The organism is Arsenicicoccus sp. oral taxon 190, assembly GCF_001189535.1.
In the GTDB taxonomy this organism is placed as follows: domain Bacteria; phylum Actinomycetota; class Actinomycetes; order Actinomycetales; family Dermatophilaceae; genus Arsenicicoccus.
The window spans coordinates 3487678-3503826 of sequence record NZ_CP012070.1; the positions used below are offsets into that span (position 1 = coordinate 3487678).

Annotated in this window: 13 protein-coding genes; 5 read left to right on the forward strand and 8 right to left on the reverse strand. The window is 73.9% G+C overall.

Going from position 1 to position 16149, the window contains the following annotated elements; all coding sequences use genetic code 11:
• Positions 1 to 67: 67 nt before the first annotated feature.
• The 3 genes from ADJ73_RS16195 to ADJ73_RS16205 form a co-directional block, all read right to left on the reverse strand.
• The gene (locus ADJ73_RS16195; protein WP_050349129.1) at positions 68 to 1270 is read right to left on the reverse strand and encodes an amidohydrolase; all 1203 of its coding nucleotides are present in this window, start codon (positions 1268 to 1270) and stop codon (positions 68 to 70) included.
• A 29-nt stretch (positions 1271 to 1299) separates the two neighbouring features.
• Positions 1300 to 2904, reverse strand: coding sequence for an acyl-CoA mutase large subunit family protein (locus ADJ73_RS16200; protein ID WP_050349130.1), 1605 nt, complete (start codon positions 2902 to 2904; stop codon positions 1300 to 1302).
• Positions 2905 to 2983: 79 nt separating this feature from the next.
• On the reverse strand, positions 2984 to 4105 hold the full coding sequence (locus ADJ73_RS16205; RefSeq protein WP_050349537.1) for a mannose-1-phosphate guanylyltransferase: 1122 nt from the start codon (positions 4103 to 4105) through the stop codon (positions 2984 to 2986).
• Between the two features lie 155 nt (positions 4106 to 4260).
• On the opposite strand from ADJ73_RS16205, the gene ADJ73_RS16210 reads away from it, so the two are divergent.
• Both ADJ73_RS16210 and ADJ73_RS16215 read left to right on the forward strand, forming a co-directional pair.
• A complete protein-coding gene (locus ADJ73_RS16210) occupies positions 4261 to 5436 on the forward strand; it encodes a glycosyltransferase family 4 protein (RefSeq protein WP_050349131.1) in 1176 nt (391 codons plus the stop codon).
• Positions 5437 to 5513: 77 nt separating this feature from the next.
• Positions 5514 to 6941: a D-alanyl-D-alanine carboxypeptidase family protein gene (locus tag ADJ73_RS16215; RefSeq protein WP_050349132.1), complete on the forward strand. Its 1428-nt coding sequence runs from the start codon at positions 5514 to 5516 to the stop codon at positions 6939 to 6941.
• Between the two features lie 19 nt (positions 6942 to 6960).
• Here the strand turns inward: ADJ73_RS16215 and ADJ73_RS16220 are convergent, their stop codons facing one another.
• The 3 genes from ADJ73_RS16220 to ADJ73_RS16230 form a co-directional block, all read right to left on the reverse strand.
• The gene (locus tag ADJ73_RS16220) at positions 6961 to 7485 is read right to left on the reverse strand and encodes a 2'-5' RNA ligase family protein (RefSeq protein WP_050349133.1); all 525 of its coding nucleotides are present in this window, start codon (positions 7483 to 7485) and stop codon (positions 6961 to 6963) included.
• A gap of 39 nt (positions 7486 to 7524) precedes the next feature.
• Entirely contained in the window at positions 7525 to 8553 is a 1029-nt protein-coding gene (trpS, locus tag ADJ73_RS16225; RefSeq protein WP_216593656.1) for a tryptophan--tRNA ligase, read from the reverse strand.
• 120 nt (positions 8554 to 8673) lie between these two features.
• Positions 8674 to 10056 carry a UTP--glucose-1-phosphate uridylyltransferase gene (locus ADJ73_RS16230; RefSeq protein WP_050349135.1) on the reverse strand — a complete coding sequence of 461 codons (1383 nt, stop codon included), beginning with the start codon at positions 10054 to 10056 and terminating at the stop codon, positions 8674 to 8676.
• Positions 10057 to 10127: 71 nt separating this feature from the next.
• On the opposite strand from ADJ73_RS16230, the gene galK reads away from it, so the two are divergent.
• Positions 10128 to 11303, forward strand: a complete 1176-nt coding sequence (galK, locus tag ADJ73_RS16235) for a galactokinase (protein ID WP_050349136.1) — start codon at positions 10128 to 10130, stop codon at positions 11301 to 11303.
• 147 nt (positions 11304 to 11450) lie between these two features.
• On the opposite strand, the gene ADJ73_RS16240 is transcribed toward galK, so the two are convergent.
• Together ADJ73_RS16240 and ADJ73_RS16245 are read right to left on the reverse strand one after the other, a co-directional pair.
• The gene (locus tag ADJ73_RS16240) at positions 11451 to 11678 is read right to left on the reverse strand and encodes a DUF559 domain-containing protein (RefSeq protein ID WP_050349137.1); all 228 of its coding nucleotides are present in this window, start codon (positions 11676 to 11678) and stop codon (positions 11451 to 11453) included.
• A gap of 605 nt (positions 11679 to 12283) precedes the next feature.
• Complete coding sequence (locus tag ADJ73_RS16245) at positions 12284 to 13123, reverse strand: oxygenase MpaB family protein (RefSeq protein ID WP_050349138.1); 840 nt, start codon at positions 13121 to 13123, stop codon at positions 12284 to 12286.
• Between the two features lie 171 nt (positions 13124 to 13294).
• On the opposite strand from ADJ73_RS16245, the gene ADJ73_RS16250 reads away from it, so the two are divergent.
• Together ADJ73_RS16250 and ADJ73_RS16255 are read left to right on the forward strand one after the other, a co-directional pair.
• The gene (locus tag ADJ73_RS16250) at positions 13295 to 14632 is read left to right on the forward strand and encodes an APC family permease (protein WP_050349139.1); all 1338 of its coding nucleotides are present in this window, start codon (positions 13295 to 13297) and stop codon (positions 14630 to 14632) included.
• 158 nt (positions 14633 to 14790) lie between these two features.
• Positions 14791 to 16092 (forward strand): peptidase C39 family protein, encoded by a 1302-nt coding sequence (locus tag ADJ73_RS16255; protein WP_050349140.1) that lies wholly within the window; start codon positions 14791 to 14793, stop codon positions 16090 to 16092.
• Positions 16093 to 16149: the final 57 nt, after the last annotated feature.

Consider the following 16149-nt stretch of genomic DNA (forward strand, 5'->3'; position numbering starts at 1 on the left):
GAGGCCGGGTTACCCCGTACGCGACGAACCGACCACGAACTGTTATGTCGCGCGGTCGGGCGCCCGGTCAGGCCAGCGCCGCGAGGACCGTCCCCGCCAGGACCTTGACGCCCACCCCGATGGCGCGCTCGTCGACCACGAGGTCGGGGCGGTGCAGGTCGTAGGTGGCGCCGCCGGGGGTGCGCGTCCCGAGGCGCATCAGCGCGCCGGGCACGTCCCGCAGCATCCAGGAGAAGTCCTCGCCGCCCAGGGACTGCGGGGTCGGGCCGACGGCGTGCGGCCCGAGCATCGTCGTGGCGCCGCTGACGACGTGCGCCACAGCCGCCGGTGCGTTGACGACCGGCGGCACCCCCTGCCGGTGGTCGATCTCCACCTCCACGCCGTATGGCGCCGCCAGCTGCGCGACCACCTCCTCGCACAGCGGCCCGATGGCGTCCCACACGTCGGCGTCGAGGATGCGCAGCGTGCCCGAGGCGGCCCCGGAGGACGGGATGACGTTGGGGGCGCCGCCGGCCTCGATGGTCCCCCACACCAGCGCCAGCCCGGCCCGCGGGTCGACGCGGCGGGACAGGACGGCGGGCAGCTCCTTGACCACGGTCGCGAGGGCGTAGGTCAGGTCCTGGGTGAGGTGGGGCCGTGAGGTGTGCCCGCCCCGGCCGCGCAGGCGCACGGTGAGGATGTCGGTCGCGGCGGTGATCGGCCCGGTGCGCAGCCCGATCTCGCCGACGTCGACGGTGGGGTCGCAGTGCAGGGCGTAGGCGAGGTCCACGCCGCGCAGGTGCCCGGCCTGCACCATCGCGTGGGCGCCGCCGGGCATCACCTCCTCGGCCGGCTGGAAGAGCAGCCGGACGGCGAGCCCCTGCTCGCGCCACCGCTCGTGGAACGGCGCGAGCACGAGGCCGAGCCCGACGAGGCAGGTGGTGTGCACGTCGTGCCCGCAGGCGTGGCAGGCTCCCGCCACCGTCGACGCGAAGGGCAGGCCGGTGCGCTCGGTCAGCGGGAGCGCGTCGATGTCGGCGCGCACCGCGACCCGCCGCTGCGGCTCCGCCGCGCCGATGTCGACCACGAGCCCCGTCGGGTGCATCGGGGTGACGTGGAGGTCGGCGGCGCGCAGCCGCTTGCTGACCTTCGTGGTGGTGCGCTGCTCCGCGAAGCCCAGCTCGGGGTGGGCGTGGATGTCACGGCGCAGCGCGACCAGCTCGGGCTCCAGGGAGGCCAGGTCCGTCAGCACGTCGTGGTGGATCTGCCTGTCCTCATGCCCGGAGCCCATGAGCGGCAAGGTTACCGCCCGGGCGCGGGTCAGAAGGCGTCACGGGGGACGTACTGCCCCCACACGTCACGCAGCGCGTTGGACACCTCGCCGCCGGTGGCGCCCGCCTCCAGGGAGGCCTTCATGGGCAGCAGCAGGTTGGTGCCGGTGCCCTCGGCGGCCGTGCGCAGCTCGTCCAGCGCCGCCTCCACCCGGGAGCCGTCGCGCTGCTTGCGCAGCTCGGCGAGCCGCTCGCACTGGTCGACCTCGATCTGCGGGTCGACCCGCAGCGGGTCGTAGTGCTCCTCCTGGTCGATCTGGAACTTGTTGAGCCCCACCACGATCCGCTCGCCGGAGTCGGTCTTCAGCTGGGTCGCGTAGGCGGAGCGCTCGATCTCGGTCTTCTGGAAGCCCTGCTCGATCGCCGTGACCGCGCCGCCCAGCTCGTCGACCTTGCGCAGCAGGTCCCAGGCCGCCTCCTCGATGTCGTTGGTGAGCGACTCGACGACGTAGGACCCCGCGAAGGGGTCGACGGTCTTGCACACGTCGGTCTCGAAGGCGATGACCTGCTGGGTGCGCAGCGCCAGGCGGGCGGCCTTCTGCGTCGGCAGCGCGATCGCCTCGTCGAAGGAGTTGGTGTGCAGCGACTGGGTGCCGCCGAGCACGGCGGCCAGGCCCTGCAGCGACACGCGGATGAGGTTGACCTCGGGCTGCTGGGCGGTCAGCTGCACACCGGCCGTCTGGGTGTGGAAGCGCAGCATCTGCGACTTCGGGTTCTTGGCGCCGAACTCGTCGCGCATGATGCGCGCCCAGATCCGCCGGGCCGCACGGAACTTCGCGACCTCCTCGATCAGGGTGGTGCGGGCGACGAAGAAGAAGGACAGCCGCGGCGCGAAGGCGTCGACGTCGAGGCCGGCGTCGATCGCGGCCTGGACGTAGGCCTTGGCGTTGGCCAGCGTGAACGCGATCTCCTGCACCGGCGTGGCCCCCGCCTCGGCCATGTGGTAGCCCGAGATGGAGATGGTGTTCCAGCGCGGGATCTCCTTGTTGCAGTAGGCGAAGATGTCGGAGATCAGGCGCAGCGACTGGGCCGGCGGGTAGATGTAGGTCCCGCGGGCGATGTACTCCTTGAGCACGTCGTTCTGGATCGTCCCGGTCAGCTGGTTGGCGGCCACGCCCTGCTCGGCGGCGACGAGCTGGTACATCAGCAGCAGCGTCGAGGCGGGGGCGTTGATCGTCATCGAGGTGGACACCTTGTCCAGCGGCAGGCCGTTGAACAGCACACGCATGTCGTCGAGCGAGTCGACGGCGACGCCGACCTTGCCGACCTCGCCGCTGGCCAGCGGCGCGTCGGAGTCGTAGCCCATCTGCGTCGGGAGGTCGAAGGCCACCGACAGGCCACCGGTGCCCGCGCGCACCAGCTCGTGGTAGCGCTGGTTGGACTCCTTGGCGGTGCCGAACCCGGCATACTGCCGCATCGTCCACGGACGACCGGTGTACATCGTCGGGTAGACGCCCCGGGTGAAGGGGTAGGAGCCCGGGCGGCCCAACGACTCGTCGGGGTCGAAGCCCGCGAGGGACGACGCGTCGTATACCGCCTCCAGCGGCAGGTCCGACTCGGTGCGGGCGGTGGGCTTGTCGGTGCTGTCAGCCATGGTTCAAACCCTAGTGGGCGGACCCCCGCCGGTCGCGGGCACCCCCCGGTCTAACGCGTCGTGGATGGAACGATCCACGTCACGTGAGCTCGGGGTAGCCGCGCTCCTTCATCAGTTCCACGATCGACTTCACGTCCTGCGCCTGGCGCCTGGTCGTGACCATCAGCACGTCGGGCGTGTCCACCACGACGACGTCCTCGAGACCGAGCAGCACCACCTGGCGGCCGGAGCGGTTGACCACCACGCCCGAGGCGTTGCGGATGTGGACGTTGTCGGCGGGCCCGAGCACGGCGACGTTCTCGCGGTCCGGGGACTCCCCCGCCGCCGGCAGCAGCCCCGCGAGGGAGTCGAAGTCGCCCACGTCGTCCCAGCCGAAGTCGCCGGGGATGACCGCGACCCGACCGGCCGCGGCGGCCGGCTCGGCCACCGCGTGGTCGATGGCGATCTTCTCCAGCTCCTTCCAGGTCTGGTTGAGCACCCACGGGTTGGCGGCGATGGCGCGCAGCCCCGCCGCCAGCTCGGGGTGGTACTCCGCGAGCAGGTCCAGCAGCACCGAGGCCTTGACCACGAACATGCCGGCGTTCCACCGGTAGGTGCCGAGGGACAGGTAGGCCGCGGCCGTGCCCGCGTCGGGCTTCTCGACGAACTCCGACACGAGCCGCGCCCGGGGCGCGCCCTCGACGGCCAGCTCGTCACCCTCCCGGATGTAGCCGAACCCCGTTGCGGGGAAGGTCGGCTCGATGCCGATGGTCACGACGTAGCCCTGCTCGGCGACGGCCACGGCCTCGCGCACGCAGGCGTGGAACCGGTCCTCGCCCTCGATGACGTGGTCCGCGGCGAAGGACCCGAGGATCGCCTCGGGGTCACGGCGCTCGAGCACCGCCGCGGCGAGCCCGATGGCCGCCATGGAGTCCCGCGGGCCGGGCTCGACGAGGACGTCCCCGGCGGCGACGTGGGGCAGCTGGGCGGTGACCGCCGCCTCGTGCCGGGCGCCGGTCACGACCAGCACCCGCCCGTCGCAGAGCGGCGCGAGCCGGTCGTAGGTGGCCTGCAGCAGCGAGCGCCCCGACCCGGTCAGGTCGTGCAGGAACTTCGGGCGCCCGGACCGCGACAGCGGCCACAGCCGGGTGCCGGCTCCCCCGGCGGGGATCACGCAGTAGAGGCGGGGGTCGGCACGGCGGTCGCTGTCGTCGGAGGCCATGGTCAGCACCGTACCCAACAGTCACCTCCCGGATGGCCGCAACGGTGCAGGTCGGGGGCGCGGCATACGGCTGGACACCCGCCGGACACCTGACCGCCACCCGACACACCCCGTCAGGTCGCCGCCGCCTCACCGGCCCCGGGGATGGTGGCCACGTGCGCATCGCGATCGTCACGGAGTCCTTCCTGCCCTCGCTCAACGGCGTCACCACGAGCGTGTGCCGGGTGCTCGACCGGCTCCGCGAGACCGGGCACGACGCCATGGTCATCGCCCCCGCACCCGCCCCGCAGACGTATGCCGGATTCCCGGTCCGCGCCGTGACGAGCATCCCGGTGCGGCAGTTCCAGGTGGGGCTGCCGACCGGCGAGATCGAGGCGCTGCTGCGGGGATTCGCGCCCGACGTGGTGCACGTGGCGTCGCCCTTCGTGCTCGGCGCGCGCGGCCTGACCGCCGCCTCCCGGCTGGGCCTGCCGTGCGTGGCGATCTACCAGACCGACATGCCGAGCTACCTGGAGCAGCACGGCAACGTCGCCGGCGCCGCGACCGGGCGGGCCGCCGCCAAGGCCGCGTGGCGCTGGATCCGTCGCATCCACTCCCTCGCCGACCTGACGCTGGCGCCGTCGAGCGCGGCGCTGCGCGACATCGAGGCGCACGGCGTCCCCCGGACCGGCCTGTGGGGCCGCGGCGTGGACACCTCCCTCTTCCGCCCCGAGTGGCGCGACGACGCGGGCTCGCGGGCCCTGCGGTCGGCGCTCGCGCCGGACGGCCAGGTGCTGCTGGGCTACGTCGGTCGCCTCGCCCCGGAGAAGGAGGTCGAGCGGCTGGTGTCCTGCGCGCAGATCCCCGGGACGAGGTTCGTGATCGTCGGGGACGGCCCCTCGCGGGCGCCGCTCGCCGAGACCCTGTCCGAGGCGGTCGCGAGCAGCCCGGGGCGACCCAACCTGCCGCCGGTCTTCCTCGGGCGCCGGTCCGGCGACGACCTGGCGCGGGCCTACGCCGCCTTCGACGTCTTCGTGCACACCGGCACCCGGGAGACCTTCGGGCAGACCCTGCAGGAGGCCGCCGCGACCCGGCTGCCCGTGGTGGCGCCCGCGATGGGCGGCCCGCTGGACCTCGTGGACCACGGCACGACCGGGCTGCTCTTCGACCCCGCCTCGGCGACGGACCTCGCCGACTGCGTCCGCCGGCTGGCCCAGTCCCCCGCCGAGCGCGCCGCGATGGGCACCGCCGGGCTGGCGCGGGTCTCCACCCGCTCGTGGGCCGCGCTGGTCGACCAGCTGGTGGCCCACTACGAGTCCGCGATCGCCCGTCACGACGCCTCGGCCGCCTAGACACTCGGGCCCGGTCGGTAGGGTGCCCAGCAGGAGGGGCGCCCCAACCAGGGCGGGCGCCGGGGAGACAGGTCCGTATGCCGCACCACCGCTCGACACGCCGCCACCGGACGCGACTCACCGCCGTCGGCAGCACGCTGCTGGCCGGGGCGCTGGCCTCGGCGACGGCGCTGCCGGCTGCCGCCGTGCTGGGGGCCGCGGCGCCGGCGGTAGGCGCACCCGGACCGGCCCCCTCCCCCGCCCCGACCTCCACCGTGACCAAGGCGCCGTGCCCCGGGACGCTGATGCCCCCTCCGCCGTCCCCGGCCGGGTCCCGTCCCCCCAAGGGCTCCCCGACCCCCGCACCGACGGCCACGACTGCGCCCGGCCCGGCCCCGCGCTACCCGGCCCCGGCGGTCTCCGCGGGTGACCACCCGGTCGGCGGCGACCAGCTCGGCAGCAACGGCCTGGTGCTGTCCGTGCCCGCGGGCGTGCCCCGACCGCCCGAGCTCGACGCGACCTCCTACGTGCTGGCGGACCAGGCGAGCGGGCAGGTCCTGGTCGCCAAGGCCCCGCACGCGCGGCTCTACCCCGCCAGCACCCTCAAGACCCTCACGGCCCTGACGCTGCTGCCCGACCTGGACCCCCACCGCGTCATCACCGCCACCACCGCCGACCAGGCCGCCGAGGGCACCCGGGTCGGGATGGTCGCGGGCAACCCCTACCGCACCGACCAGCTCTGGGGCGCGCTGCTGCTCTTCTCGGCCAACGACGCGGCCTATGCGCTGGCGCGCAGCGGCCCCGGCGGGCTGGCGGGGACCTTGCAGCGGATGAACGCCACCGCCGCGGAGCTGGGGGCCCACGACACCGTCGCCGTCGACCCCTCCGGCCTGGACGCCCCGGGTCAGCGCAGCAGCGCCTACGACCTCGCCGCCATCGGTCGAGCGGCCATGCGGCGCCCGGACTTTCGCGCCTACGTCGCCACCCGGGAGATCACCTTCCCCGGGGCTCGCCAGCCGGACGGGACCGTCGTGGCGCCCTACCCGGTCAGCAACCTCAACCACTTCTTCACGCACTACCCCGGGGCGACCGGGGTCAAGACCGGCTTCACGACCGGCGCGCACCGCACCTTCATCGGCTCGGCCACCCGCGGCGGCCGGTCCTACGTCGTGAGCTTCATGTGCTCGGACACCGTCAGCTGGCAGCAGGTCGCGGGGCTGATGGACTGGGCCTTCGCCCACGGCAGCCAGGCCACCCCCGTCGGCACCCTGGAGGCGGGCGCCGGCGCCTCCGCCTCTGCCTCCCCGAGCCCGTCGAGCAGCGCCGCCACCCCCGGTGCCACGGCGGCGCCGCCCCCGTCGAGCTGGCCGACCCCCACCTCACCGGCGCTGCAGGGCACCGCCTCGCCGGGACCGCTGCAGCGGTGGTGGGGCGCGGGGGTGCTCACGGCCGTGCTGCTGGGGGCCGGAGCTCTCGTCACCCGTCGGCTGAGCCGGCAGGAGCGCCGCCCCCGGCGTCGAGACTGAGCCTCGCGGCCGAGCGCCGTCAGGCGGGGACCGGGAGACCGAGCCGGTAGCGGCGCACCGGGCGCCACACCTCGTCCTCGCCCTGGATGTAGAGGAAGAACTCCTCGACGGTGAAGGCGCAGGTGTAGTCCGCCAGCTCGGTGTAGGCGCGCTCCAGGGCCTCCTCGGGCACGCCGTGGGCCACGGTCACGTGCGGGTGGTAGGTGAAGCTGAGCTCGCGGTCCAGGAGCCCGTGCCGGACCTCGGCCTCCAGCTGCTCGCACGCCGGGATCCCCCGCGCCACCTGCACGAACACCACCGGCGACACCGGCCGGAAGGTGCCGGTCCCGCGCAGCTCGACGTCGAACGGCTCCACGGCCGCTGCGGCCTCCAGCAGGTGCTCGTGGACCCGCTGCAGGTCCTCCCCGCCGACCTCGGTGGGCGGCAGCACCGTGACGTGCGTCGGGATGCCGTGGGCCTGGTCGTCGCCATACGACAACCGGGCGCGCTGCAGCTGGCCACCCCAGGGCTCGGGGATGGCGATCGACACTCCGATGACGGTCACGGACGGCTCCTGGCGGTCAGGGACGACCCTGCGAGGTGGTCACGCGCGCTCCGCCGGCCTGAGCAGCCCGACCGCGTCGTAGACGCGCCCGATGGTCGCGGTGGCGACCTCCCGGGCCCGCCCGGCACCCACCGCGAGGATCCGGTCCAGCTCGGCCGGGTCGTCGAGCAGCTCCATCGCACGGGACCGCAACGGGGTCACCCACTCGGTGAGCACCTCGGCGGTCTCCTTCTTGAGATCGCCGTACATCTTGCCGTCGAAGTGGGCCTCCAGCTCGGGGATCGGCGTGCCGGAGAGGACGGAGTGGATCGTCAGCAGGTTGGAGACGCCCGGCTTGTGCTCCGGGTCATAGCGCACGACCGCCTGCGGGTCGGCGTCGGTGACGGCGGAGCGGATCTTCTTGGCGCTCTTGGCCGGGTCGTCGAGCAGGCTGATCAGTCCCTTGTCGCTGGCCGCCGACTTGCTCATCTTGGCGGTCGGGTCCTGCAGGTCCTGGATCTTGGCGCCCTCCTTGACGATGTGCGGCTCGGGCACCACGAGCGTCTCGCCGAAGCGCTGGTTGAACCGGATCGCGAGGTCCCGGGTGATCTCCAGGTGCTGACGCTGGTCCTCCCCGACCGGCACCCGCGCCGCGTCGTAGAGCAGGATGTCGGCGGCCATGAGGATCGGGTAGGTGAACAGCCCGACGTTGGCGACGTGCCCCTTGGCGGTCTTGTCCTTGAACTGCGTCATCCGGCTGGCCTCACCAAAACCGGTGATGCAGCTCAGGATCCACATCAGCTGGGCGTGCTCGGGCACGTGGCTCTGCACGAAGACCGCCGAGCGGGTGGGGTCGACCCCCGCCGCGAGGTACTGCGCGGCCGTCACCCGGGTCCGCTGCCGCAGCACCGCCGGGTCGACCTCGACCGTCAGCGCGTGCTGGTCCACGACGCAGTAGAACGCGTCGAACTCCTCCTGCAGCGCCACCCAGTTGACCAGCGCCCCGAGGTAGTTGCCGAGGTGCAGCGAGTCGGACGTCGGCTGCATGCCGGACAGGGTGCGGTGGCGGGTGGTCGCAGGGATAGACATGGGATCCATTCTGGCAGGTGGGAGGGGGTGGTCGGGACGCGTCCCCGGGCGCCCCGCGGGCGGCGCAAGGCGGTCGTATGGCGGGCGGTCGGGCCGCTCGGCATACGGGCCCCGCGGGGCTCAGCCCCGCAGCACGGTGCCGTCCTCGACGCGACGGGCCTCCCCCTCGTCGGGGAGCGTCACGGCCCCCTGCACGACCACGCGGTCGCCGAAGGTCCAGTCGCCCTCGACGGTCAGCGCGGTCGCGTCGCGCAGCGAGGGGACGTCCCCGGGGACGCGCTGCTCGAAGTCGCCGATCTTCTTGAAGTGGGCGCTGTCCAGGGATACGACCGGGGCCTTGTCCACCTGCATCTGCAGGGTGCCGTCCTCGCGCAGGTCGTAGACGTCCGAGCGCAGGAGCATCAGCTCGTTGGTGGTCTTGACCGGCAGGAACCGGGTGCGGGGCACGGCGATGGCCTGCGCGCCCTCGAAGACCTCGACCGCGGCGCCCATCGCCGACTCCACCTGGTAGACCTCGGGGCTGCTCGGGTCCTTGGGGTCCACGGTCTTGACGTTGCGGATCAGCGGCAGGCCGAGGACGCCGTCGCGCTCGGTCAGCACGTCGTGGAGGCGCTGCAGGTCCAGCCACAGGTTGTTGGTGTGGAAGAAGGGGTGACGGTGCTCGTCGGTGAAGAAGTCCATCTCCTCCTCCGCGGTCTGCGCGGTGTCGCGCAGGATCAGCTGGTCGTCCTCGACGCGGATCGCGAGGTGACCGCCCTTGCGGTCCATGGCGGTCCGGCGGCAGACCTCGGCGGCGTAGGGCGCCCCGGAGCTCGCGAACCAGCCGGCGAGGCGCGCGTCGGGGGCGGCCCCGAGGTTGTCGCCGTTGGAGACCGTCGCGTAACGGAAACCCTTGTCCAGCAAGGCCTCGAGGATCCCGGACGACAGCAGCGAGGGGTAGAGGTCGCCGTGCCCCGGCGGGCACCACTCCAGGTGCGGGTCGGCCGGCCACTCCACCGGCGCCAGGTCGTCGGTGCGCAGCTTGGGCTCCTGGGACTGCAGGAAGTCCAGCGGCAGGTCCTCGACCGGAAGGTCCGGGTAGCGCTCCAGCGCGGCCAGGGTGTCGGCCTGGGTGTTGAAGGAGTCCATCAGCAGCAGGGGCAGCCGCACTCCGTAGCGCTCCCGCGCCGCGAGCACCTGCTGCACCACGATGTCCAGGAACGACTTGCCCTCCCGCACCGGCAGCAACGACTTGGCCCTGGCCATGCCCATGGACGTGCCGAGCCCGCCGTTGAGCTTGATGATCACGGTCCGGGCGAGCGCCTCACGGGCGGTCTCCTCGTCGACGTCCGCCGACTCCAGCGTGGGAGGGTCGGTCAGCGGGCGGATCGAGTCCTCCCGGATGACACCGGTCTTCCCGGCCTCCAGCTCGCCGTAGTAGTGGCTGAACACCTCGATCGCCGTCGGGTTGACGCCGGCGTCGGTCATGACCTGCTTCGCGCGCGCGAGTCCTTCGTGGCTCATGGGGACAGACTCTCACGGTCACCGCGGGGGTGTGAGACTGGGAGCACACCGTCACGGACCGAGGAGACACCATGGCCCACCCCGCCCAGGACCGCGCCGAGCAGACCTTCCGGGAGACCTTCGGGCAGGCACCGCAGGGCGTGTGGGCCTCCCCGGGACGGGTCAACCTGATCGGGGAGCACACCGACTACAACGACGGCCTGTGCCTGCCCATCGCGCTCCCCCACCGGGCGTATGCCGCGACCCGGCGCCGCGACGACGACCGGCTGGTGCTCGTCTCCGCCGACCTGCCGCAGAGCCGCACGGAGGTGGACCTCGCCGACGTCGGCCCGGGCACGCCGGGCGGGTGGGCGGCATACGCCGCGGGTGTGCTGTGGGCGCTGCGCGAGGCGGGCCACGAGGTGCACGGGCTGGACGTCGTGGTGGCCTCGGACGTGCCGATCGGCGCGGGGCTGTCCTCGTCGGCGGCCCTGGAGGGGTGCGTCGGCGCGGCCGCGTCGGACCTCCTCGGCCTGGGGCTGCTGGAGTCCGACGAGGGCCGGGCCCGGCTCGCCCAGGTGTGCATGCGCGCCGAGAACGTCATCGCCGAGGCCCCCACCGGCGGGCTCGACCAGGCGGCCGCGATGCGCTGCGCGGAGGGTCACGCGCTGCTGCTCGACTGCCGCGACGGGTCGACGCGCCTCGTGCCCTTCGACCTGGACGCGCACGACCTGGAGCTGCTCGTCGTCGACACGCGGGCCACGCACGCCCTCACCGACGGGCAGTACGGCGAGCGGCGCAGTGCCTGCGAGGCCGCCGCGCGGACGCTCGGGATCTCCTCGCTGCGCGAGATCGCGCCGTCCGAGCTGGAACCGACGCTGGCGCGGCTCGACGACGAGGTGCAGCGCCGGCGCGTGCGGCACGTGGTCACCGAGATCCAGCGGGTGCGGGAGTGCGTGGCGGCGCTGGCGGCGGGCGAATTCGCCGAGGTGGGGCGGTTGTTCGACGCGTCGCACGAGTCGCTGCGGCACGACTACGAGGTCACCGGGGCCGAGCTGGACCTGGTCGCCGACACCGCGCGGGCCGAGGGCGCCCTGGGAGCCCGTATGACGGGCGGCGGCTTCGGCGGCTCCGCCATCGCGCTGGTGCGGCGCGGGAGCGGGGACCAGGTCGCCGCCGCCGTGGCCCGGGCCTTCGCGGAGGCGGGGCTGGGCGCCCCGCAGCACTTCGTGGCGACGGCGGCGGCGCCGGCGGAGCGGGTGGTCTGAGCCGCGGCGAGCCGGCGCGAGCCGCTGCCGCCGCGAGCGGCCAGAGCGGTCGCACATCCCACGCCAGGCGCTCGCTGGTGTCGGATCTGCGACCACTCTGGCGCCCGTAGGGACGGGTCGGCCGGGCCCCGGGAGGCGGGCGGTCCGTCATACGAGCCGGAGGAGCCGCTCCTGGGCGGCGAGCGCCCGGGTGACCCGCGCGACGACCTCGTCCGGCGCCTGCATGTCGAGCCGGGAGATCTCCTCGACCCGGTAGCCGTGGTCGCGCAGCCGCCGCACCCGGTGCATGTCCGCCAGCCGCTGCTGGTCGGTCTGGAAGTGGTGGCCACCGTGGCACTCGACGACGAGGCGATGGCGCGGCCAGAGGAAGTCCACGGTCGCCAGCCACGTCCGTCCTCGACGACCCTGGCGTTGAGCAGCGGCTCGGGCAGCCCCGCCTCGAGCAGGAGCAGCCGGACCCGCGTCTCCATCGGGGACGCCGACCCGGCCCGGACCAGCGCCAGCGCCGCCCGGGCCCGCGACGCGCCGACCGTGCCGGGGTGGATGGCCTCGGCCAGCCGTGCGACGTCGACACCGCTGCGCCACCCCACCACCGCATCCCCCAGGATCACCAGGTCGGTGAGCGTGAGGCTCGCCGCCAGCTGCGCGAAGACATCGGGCCCGCTCACCACGGGCGTGCGCAGCGCAGGCGTCCTGGTGCCCAGGATGGGGCCGGACCGCCGGTGCGTCCGCACGGTCCCCAGCCTGGTCCGCCCTGCGTCGTGCGCGATCACGTGCAGCCGCGGCCCGGGCCGCCACTCCCAGTCGCTCACGGTGGGCAGCCCACGCAGCTGCGCGGCCGCCTCGAAGCCGAACGCCCGCCTCCCCCGCAGGACGAGGTCGACGGCCTGCGCGTCCTCGAGCACCGTCGCGGGGGGACCGCCAGACGTCGGATGTGCGACCACTCTGCGAGCCGCCGCGCGCCGCCAGAGTGCTCGGCGTCACCCGACGGCGCTGAGGCCCCACCGGACCAGCCGGGTGCCCACCCCGCCCGCCGCAGCGGCGAGGACGGGCCGCTCCAGCTGCAGCTCGTCCCGCGCCCACCCCGGCAGGAGGTCGACCGCACCCCGCGCCAGCAGCTGGTAGCCGGGCCGCGCCGCGCGAGGCAGCGGCGGCTCCCGGAGCAGGAAGTCGGCTGCGTCCCGCGCCGCTAGGGTGGCCCGCAGCTCGGGCCGGTAGGAGGCGAGCGTCTCGTCCAGCTCGCGCACGGTGCCGGGCAGCCCCGTCGCGCCGAGGAGCGTTGCGGAGACGGCGGTCTGGGCGACATACGTGTCGGCCTCGTCGGGGGTGAGCGGCTGCGCGCCGTGCCGCTGGTGACCGGTGAGGAAGGACCACACCTCGGCGACGTGGACCCACCGCAGCAGGTGCGGGTCGCCGGCGCGGTAGGGGCGGCCGAGGTCGTCCTTGCCGCGGACCCGCTCGTGCACGGTCCGGACCGTCGCGATGGCCTGCTCGGCGTGCTCGATCGTGCCGTACGTGGTCGTCGCCAGGTAGTGGCTGGTGCGCTGCAGCCGGCCCCACGGGTCGCCGCGGTAGCCGCTGTGGCCCGCCACCCCGGCCATCGCCGACGGGTGCAGCGACTGCAGCAGCAGCGCGGTGATGCCGGAGGCGAACATCGAGGCGTCCCCGTGCACCCGCCAGATCGGGTCGGCGGGGGTGAACCACCGCTCGCCGGGGGTGTTCCAGATGCGGTCGTGCGCGGCCACGGCGTCCGCCCCCGCGACCTTCTCGCGCACCGCCTCGCCGATCCGCCGCTGCAGCAGCTGCAGGCCCTCCGCCATGGACGGTGCCACCTCTCCCCCGGCGGGCCGCCGGTGGCCGCCCGGTCGAGCGGGCCGCGACCCGTGACCACCATTGTGGGACCCCTGCCGCGACCACGGCGAGATGCGCCCGCACCGGATGCCGCGACGGCAACCCCCTCGGGCGCGGGCGGGCGACATACCTTGGGCGCCATGCCGATCCAGAACCTGTCCGACGCGGGGACGACGCCCGCCCCCACGCTGCGCCGCGCCGTCACCACGACCGGCCTGTTCCTCTTCATCCTCGGGGACGTGCTGGGCGCAGGCGTCTACGTGCTCGCCGGCAAGATCGCCGCGATCGCGGGCGGCGCCGTGTGGGTGCCGCTGCTGGGCGCGCTGGTCCTGGCGCTGCTGACCGCGTCGTCCTACGCCGAGCTCGCCACGAAGTACCCTCGTGCCGGCGGGTCCTCGCACTACGCGACCCAGGCCTTCGGTCCGTTCGTCGGGTTCCTGGTCGGGTTCTGCATGCTCGCGGCCGGCATCGTCTCGGTCGGGGCGCTGGCGCTCGGCTTCGCCGGGGACTACCTGCGCGCGTTCGTCTCGCTGCCGACCCCGCTGGTGGTGGTGGGTTTCCTGGCTCTGCTCGCGGCCCTCAACGCCCGCGGCATCGCCGAGTCGATCGGCGCCAACGGCGTCGCCACGATCATCGAGGTGAGCGGTCTGGTGCTCGTGGCCGTCCTCGGCGTGGTGGCCGTGGCCCGCGGCGACGGTGACCTCGGCCGGCTGACCCAGCTGGGGACCGCCGAGCACAGCCCGACGGCCGCGGTGCTCGCCGGCACCGTGCTCGCCTTCTACTCCTACGCCGGCTTCGAGACCAGCGCCAACGTCGCTGAGGAGGTCAAGGACCCGGCGCGCTCCTACCCCCGGGCGCTGTTCGCGGCGCTGCTGGTCGCCGGCGTCGTCTACGCCCTCGTCGGCGGCGTCGCGAGCGCGCTGGTCCCCACCGACCAGCTGGCGGCGTCGAGCGCCCCGCTGCTCGAGGTGGTCCGCATCGGCGGCGGCGTGCCGCCCGTGGTCTTCAGCCTGGTCGCCCTCGTCGCGGTGGCCAACGGCGCCCTGCTCACCGGCATCATGTCCTCCCGCCTCGCCTTCGGCATGGCGCGCGACGGGCTGCTCCCCGGGGTGCTCCAGCGGGTGCTGCCGCAGCGACGCACGCCCTGGGTCGCGATCGTCGTGACCACCGCGCTCTCGCTGCTGCTGGCGCTGACCGGCTCCATCGAGCTGCTCGCCAGCACGATGGTGCTGCTGCTGCTCGTGGTCTTCGCCGCGGTCAACCTCGCCGTGCTCGCGCTGCGTCGCGACGCGGTGGGGCACCGCCACTTCCGGGCGCCGGCGGTGCTGCCGGTCGCGGGCCTCGCCTCCTGCCTCCTGCTCGCCACCCAGGTCGAGGCGGACGTATGGCGGTACGGCCTGCCCTTCCTCGCGGTCGGCGCGGCACTGGGGCTCGTGGCGACCCGGCGGCGCAGGACGGTCTCGACCAGCAGCGAATGAGCACGGCTGGTCACCGGCGACCACGCTGGGCGATCGCGGACGGCGTCGTGGGAGCGGCCAGCTGAAGACTCCCACGGGCTGCCTTCGGGGTCACTGGGTTGGGCCAATTTCAGGCACCATGTGTTACTAGTGATGACTGAGCGTCGTAGAGTCCCGGCATGACCGACTTCTCCCCCTCCCGTCGGGCCCTGCTCGGCGGGGTCGGCGCGGCCGCCGCGGCGCTCGCCCTCCCCCTGTCCTCCGCCACCCCCTCCGCCTCCGCCGCCGCGGCCCGCAACATGCGCCTCTGGCGCTGCACCGGCAGCGCCCTCGCCGGCGGCGCCCGAGCCGGCACGCGGTACGTCAACGGCACCGTCGTCATGGGCACCCCCCAGGGACGCACCAGCTACACCGACCCGTATGGCGCCGGCACCGCCCGCACCTACGAGCAGGGCACCTGGACGACGGGCTGGTACACCCCGGAGTTCGCGATGACCCAGGTGGTCCCGTCGTGGCGGGCGCTCACGCCCGGCGGCACCTTCATCACCGTGTGGCTGCAGGCGATCACCACCACCGGCCGCACCACCTCGTGGTTCTCGCTCGGCCGGTGGTCGGAGATGACCGGGGGCTCGCCCCACCGGATGACCGTCGACGGCCAGGGCGACGCCTACGCGACCGTCGCCACCGACACGCTCAAGGCGCGCCCCGGCTACGCCTTCCGCGCGTGGCGGATGCAGGTCGCCCTCTACCGCCCCGCGGGCACGACCGCGACCCCCACGGTGACGGCCCTCAACGCCATGTCCTCGTCCGTCCCGACCGGGTCCGCCGTCACCGTCCCGATGTCGCCGGTGGGGGTGGGCCGCGGCCGGGTGCTCGCCGTCCCGACCTACAGCCAGATGATGCACGTCGGTCACTACCCGCAGCTCAACGGCGGCGGTGAGGCCTGGTGCTCCGGCACCTCCACGGCCATGCTGCTGGACTACTGGCGGGTGGGCCCGAGCGCCACCGACACCGCGTGGGTCAGCCCGCGCCCGCACACCAACCCCCAGGTCGACCACGCCGTCTCCAAGGTCTTCGACTACGGCTACGACGGGTCCGGCAACTGGCCCTTCAACACCGCGTATGCCGGCACCCGCGGCCTCGACGCGTTCGTCACCCGGCTGCGCTCGCTCAACGAGGCGGAGCGGTTCATCGCCGCCGGCATCCCGCTGGCGGTGTCGACGTCGTTCTCGAGCACCCAGCTCACGGGGGCAGGCTTCGGCACCAGCGGCCACCTGATGGTCATCGCCGGCTTCGACGGCGCCGGCAACGTCGTCGTCAACGACCCCGCCTCCGGGATGCGGGCGTCCAACGCAGCGGTGCGCAAGACCTACAACCGCGCACAGTTCGAGAACGCCTGGGCCCGCTCCGGCGGCACCACCTATGTCATGCGGCCGTTCTCCGTGGCGCTCCCGGCGCGCCCGGCGCAGGCCAACTGGTGAGCCGGTGACGGCGGACCCCCGCTGCCTGCACGCCCGTGGCCCCCGACTCCGCGAGTC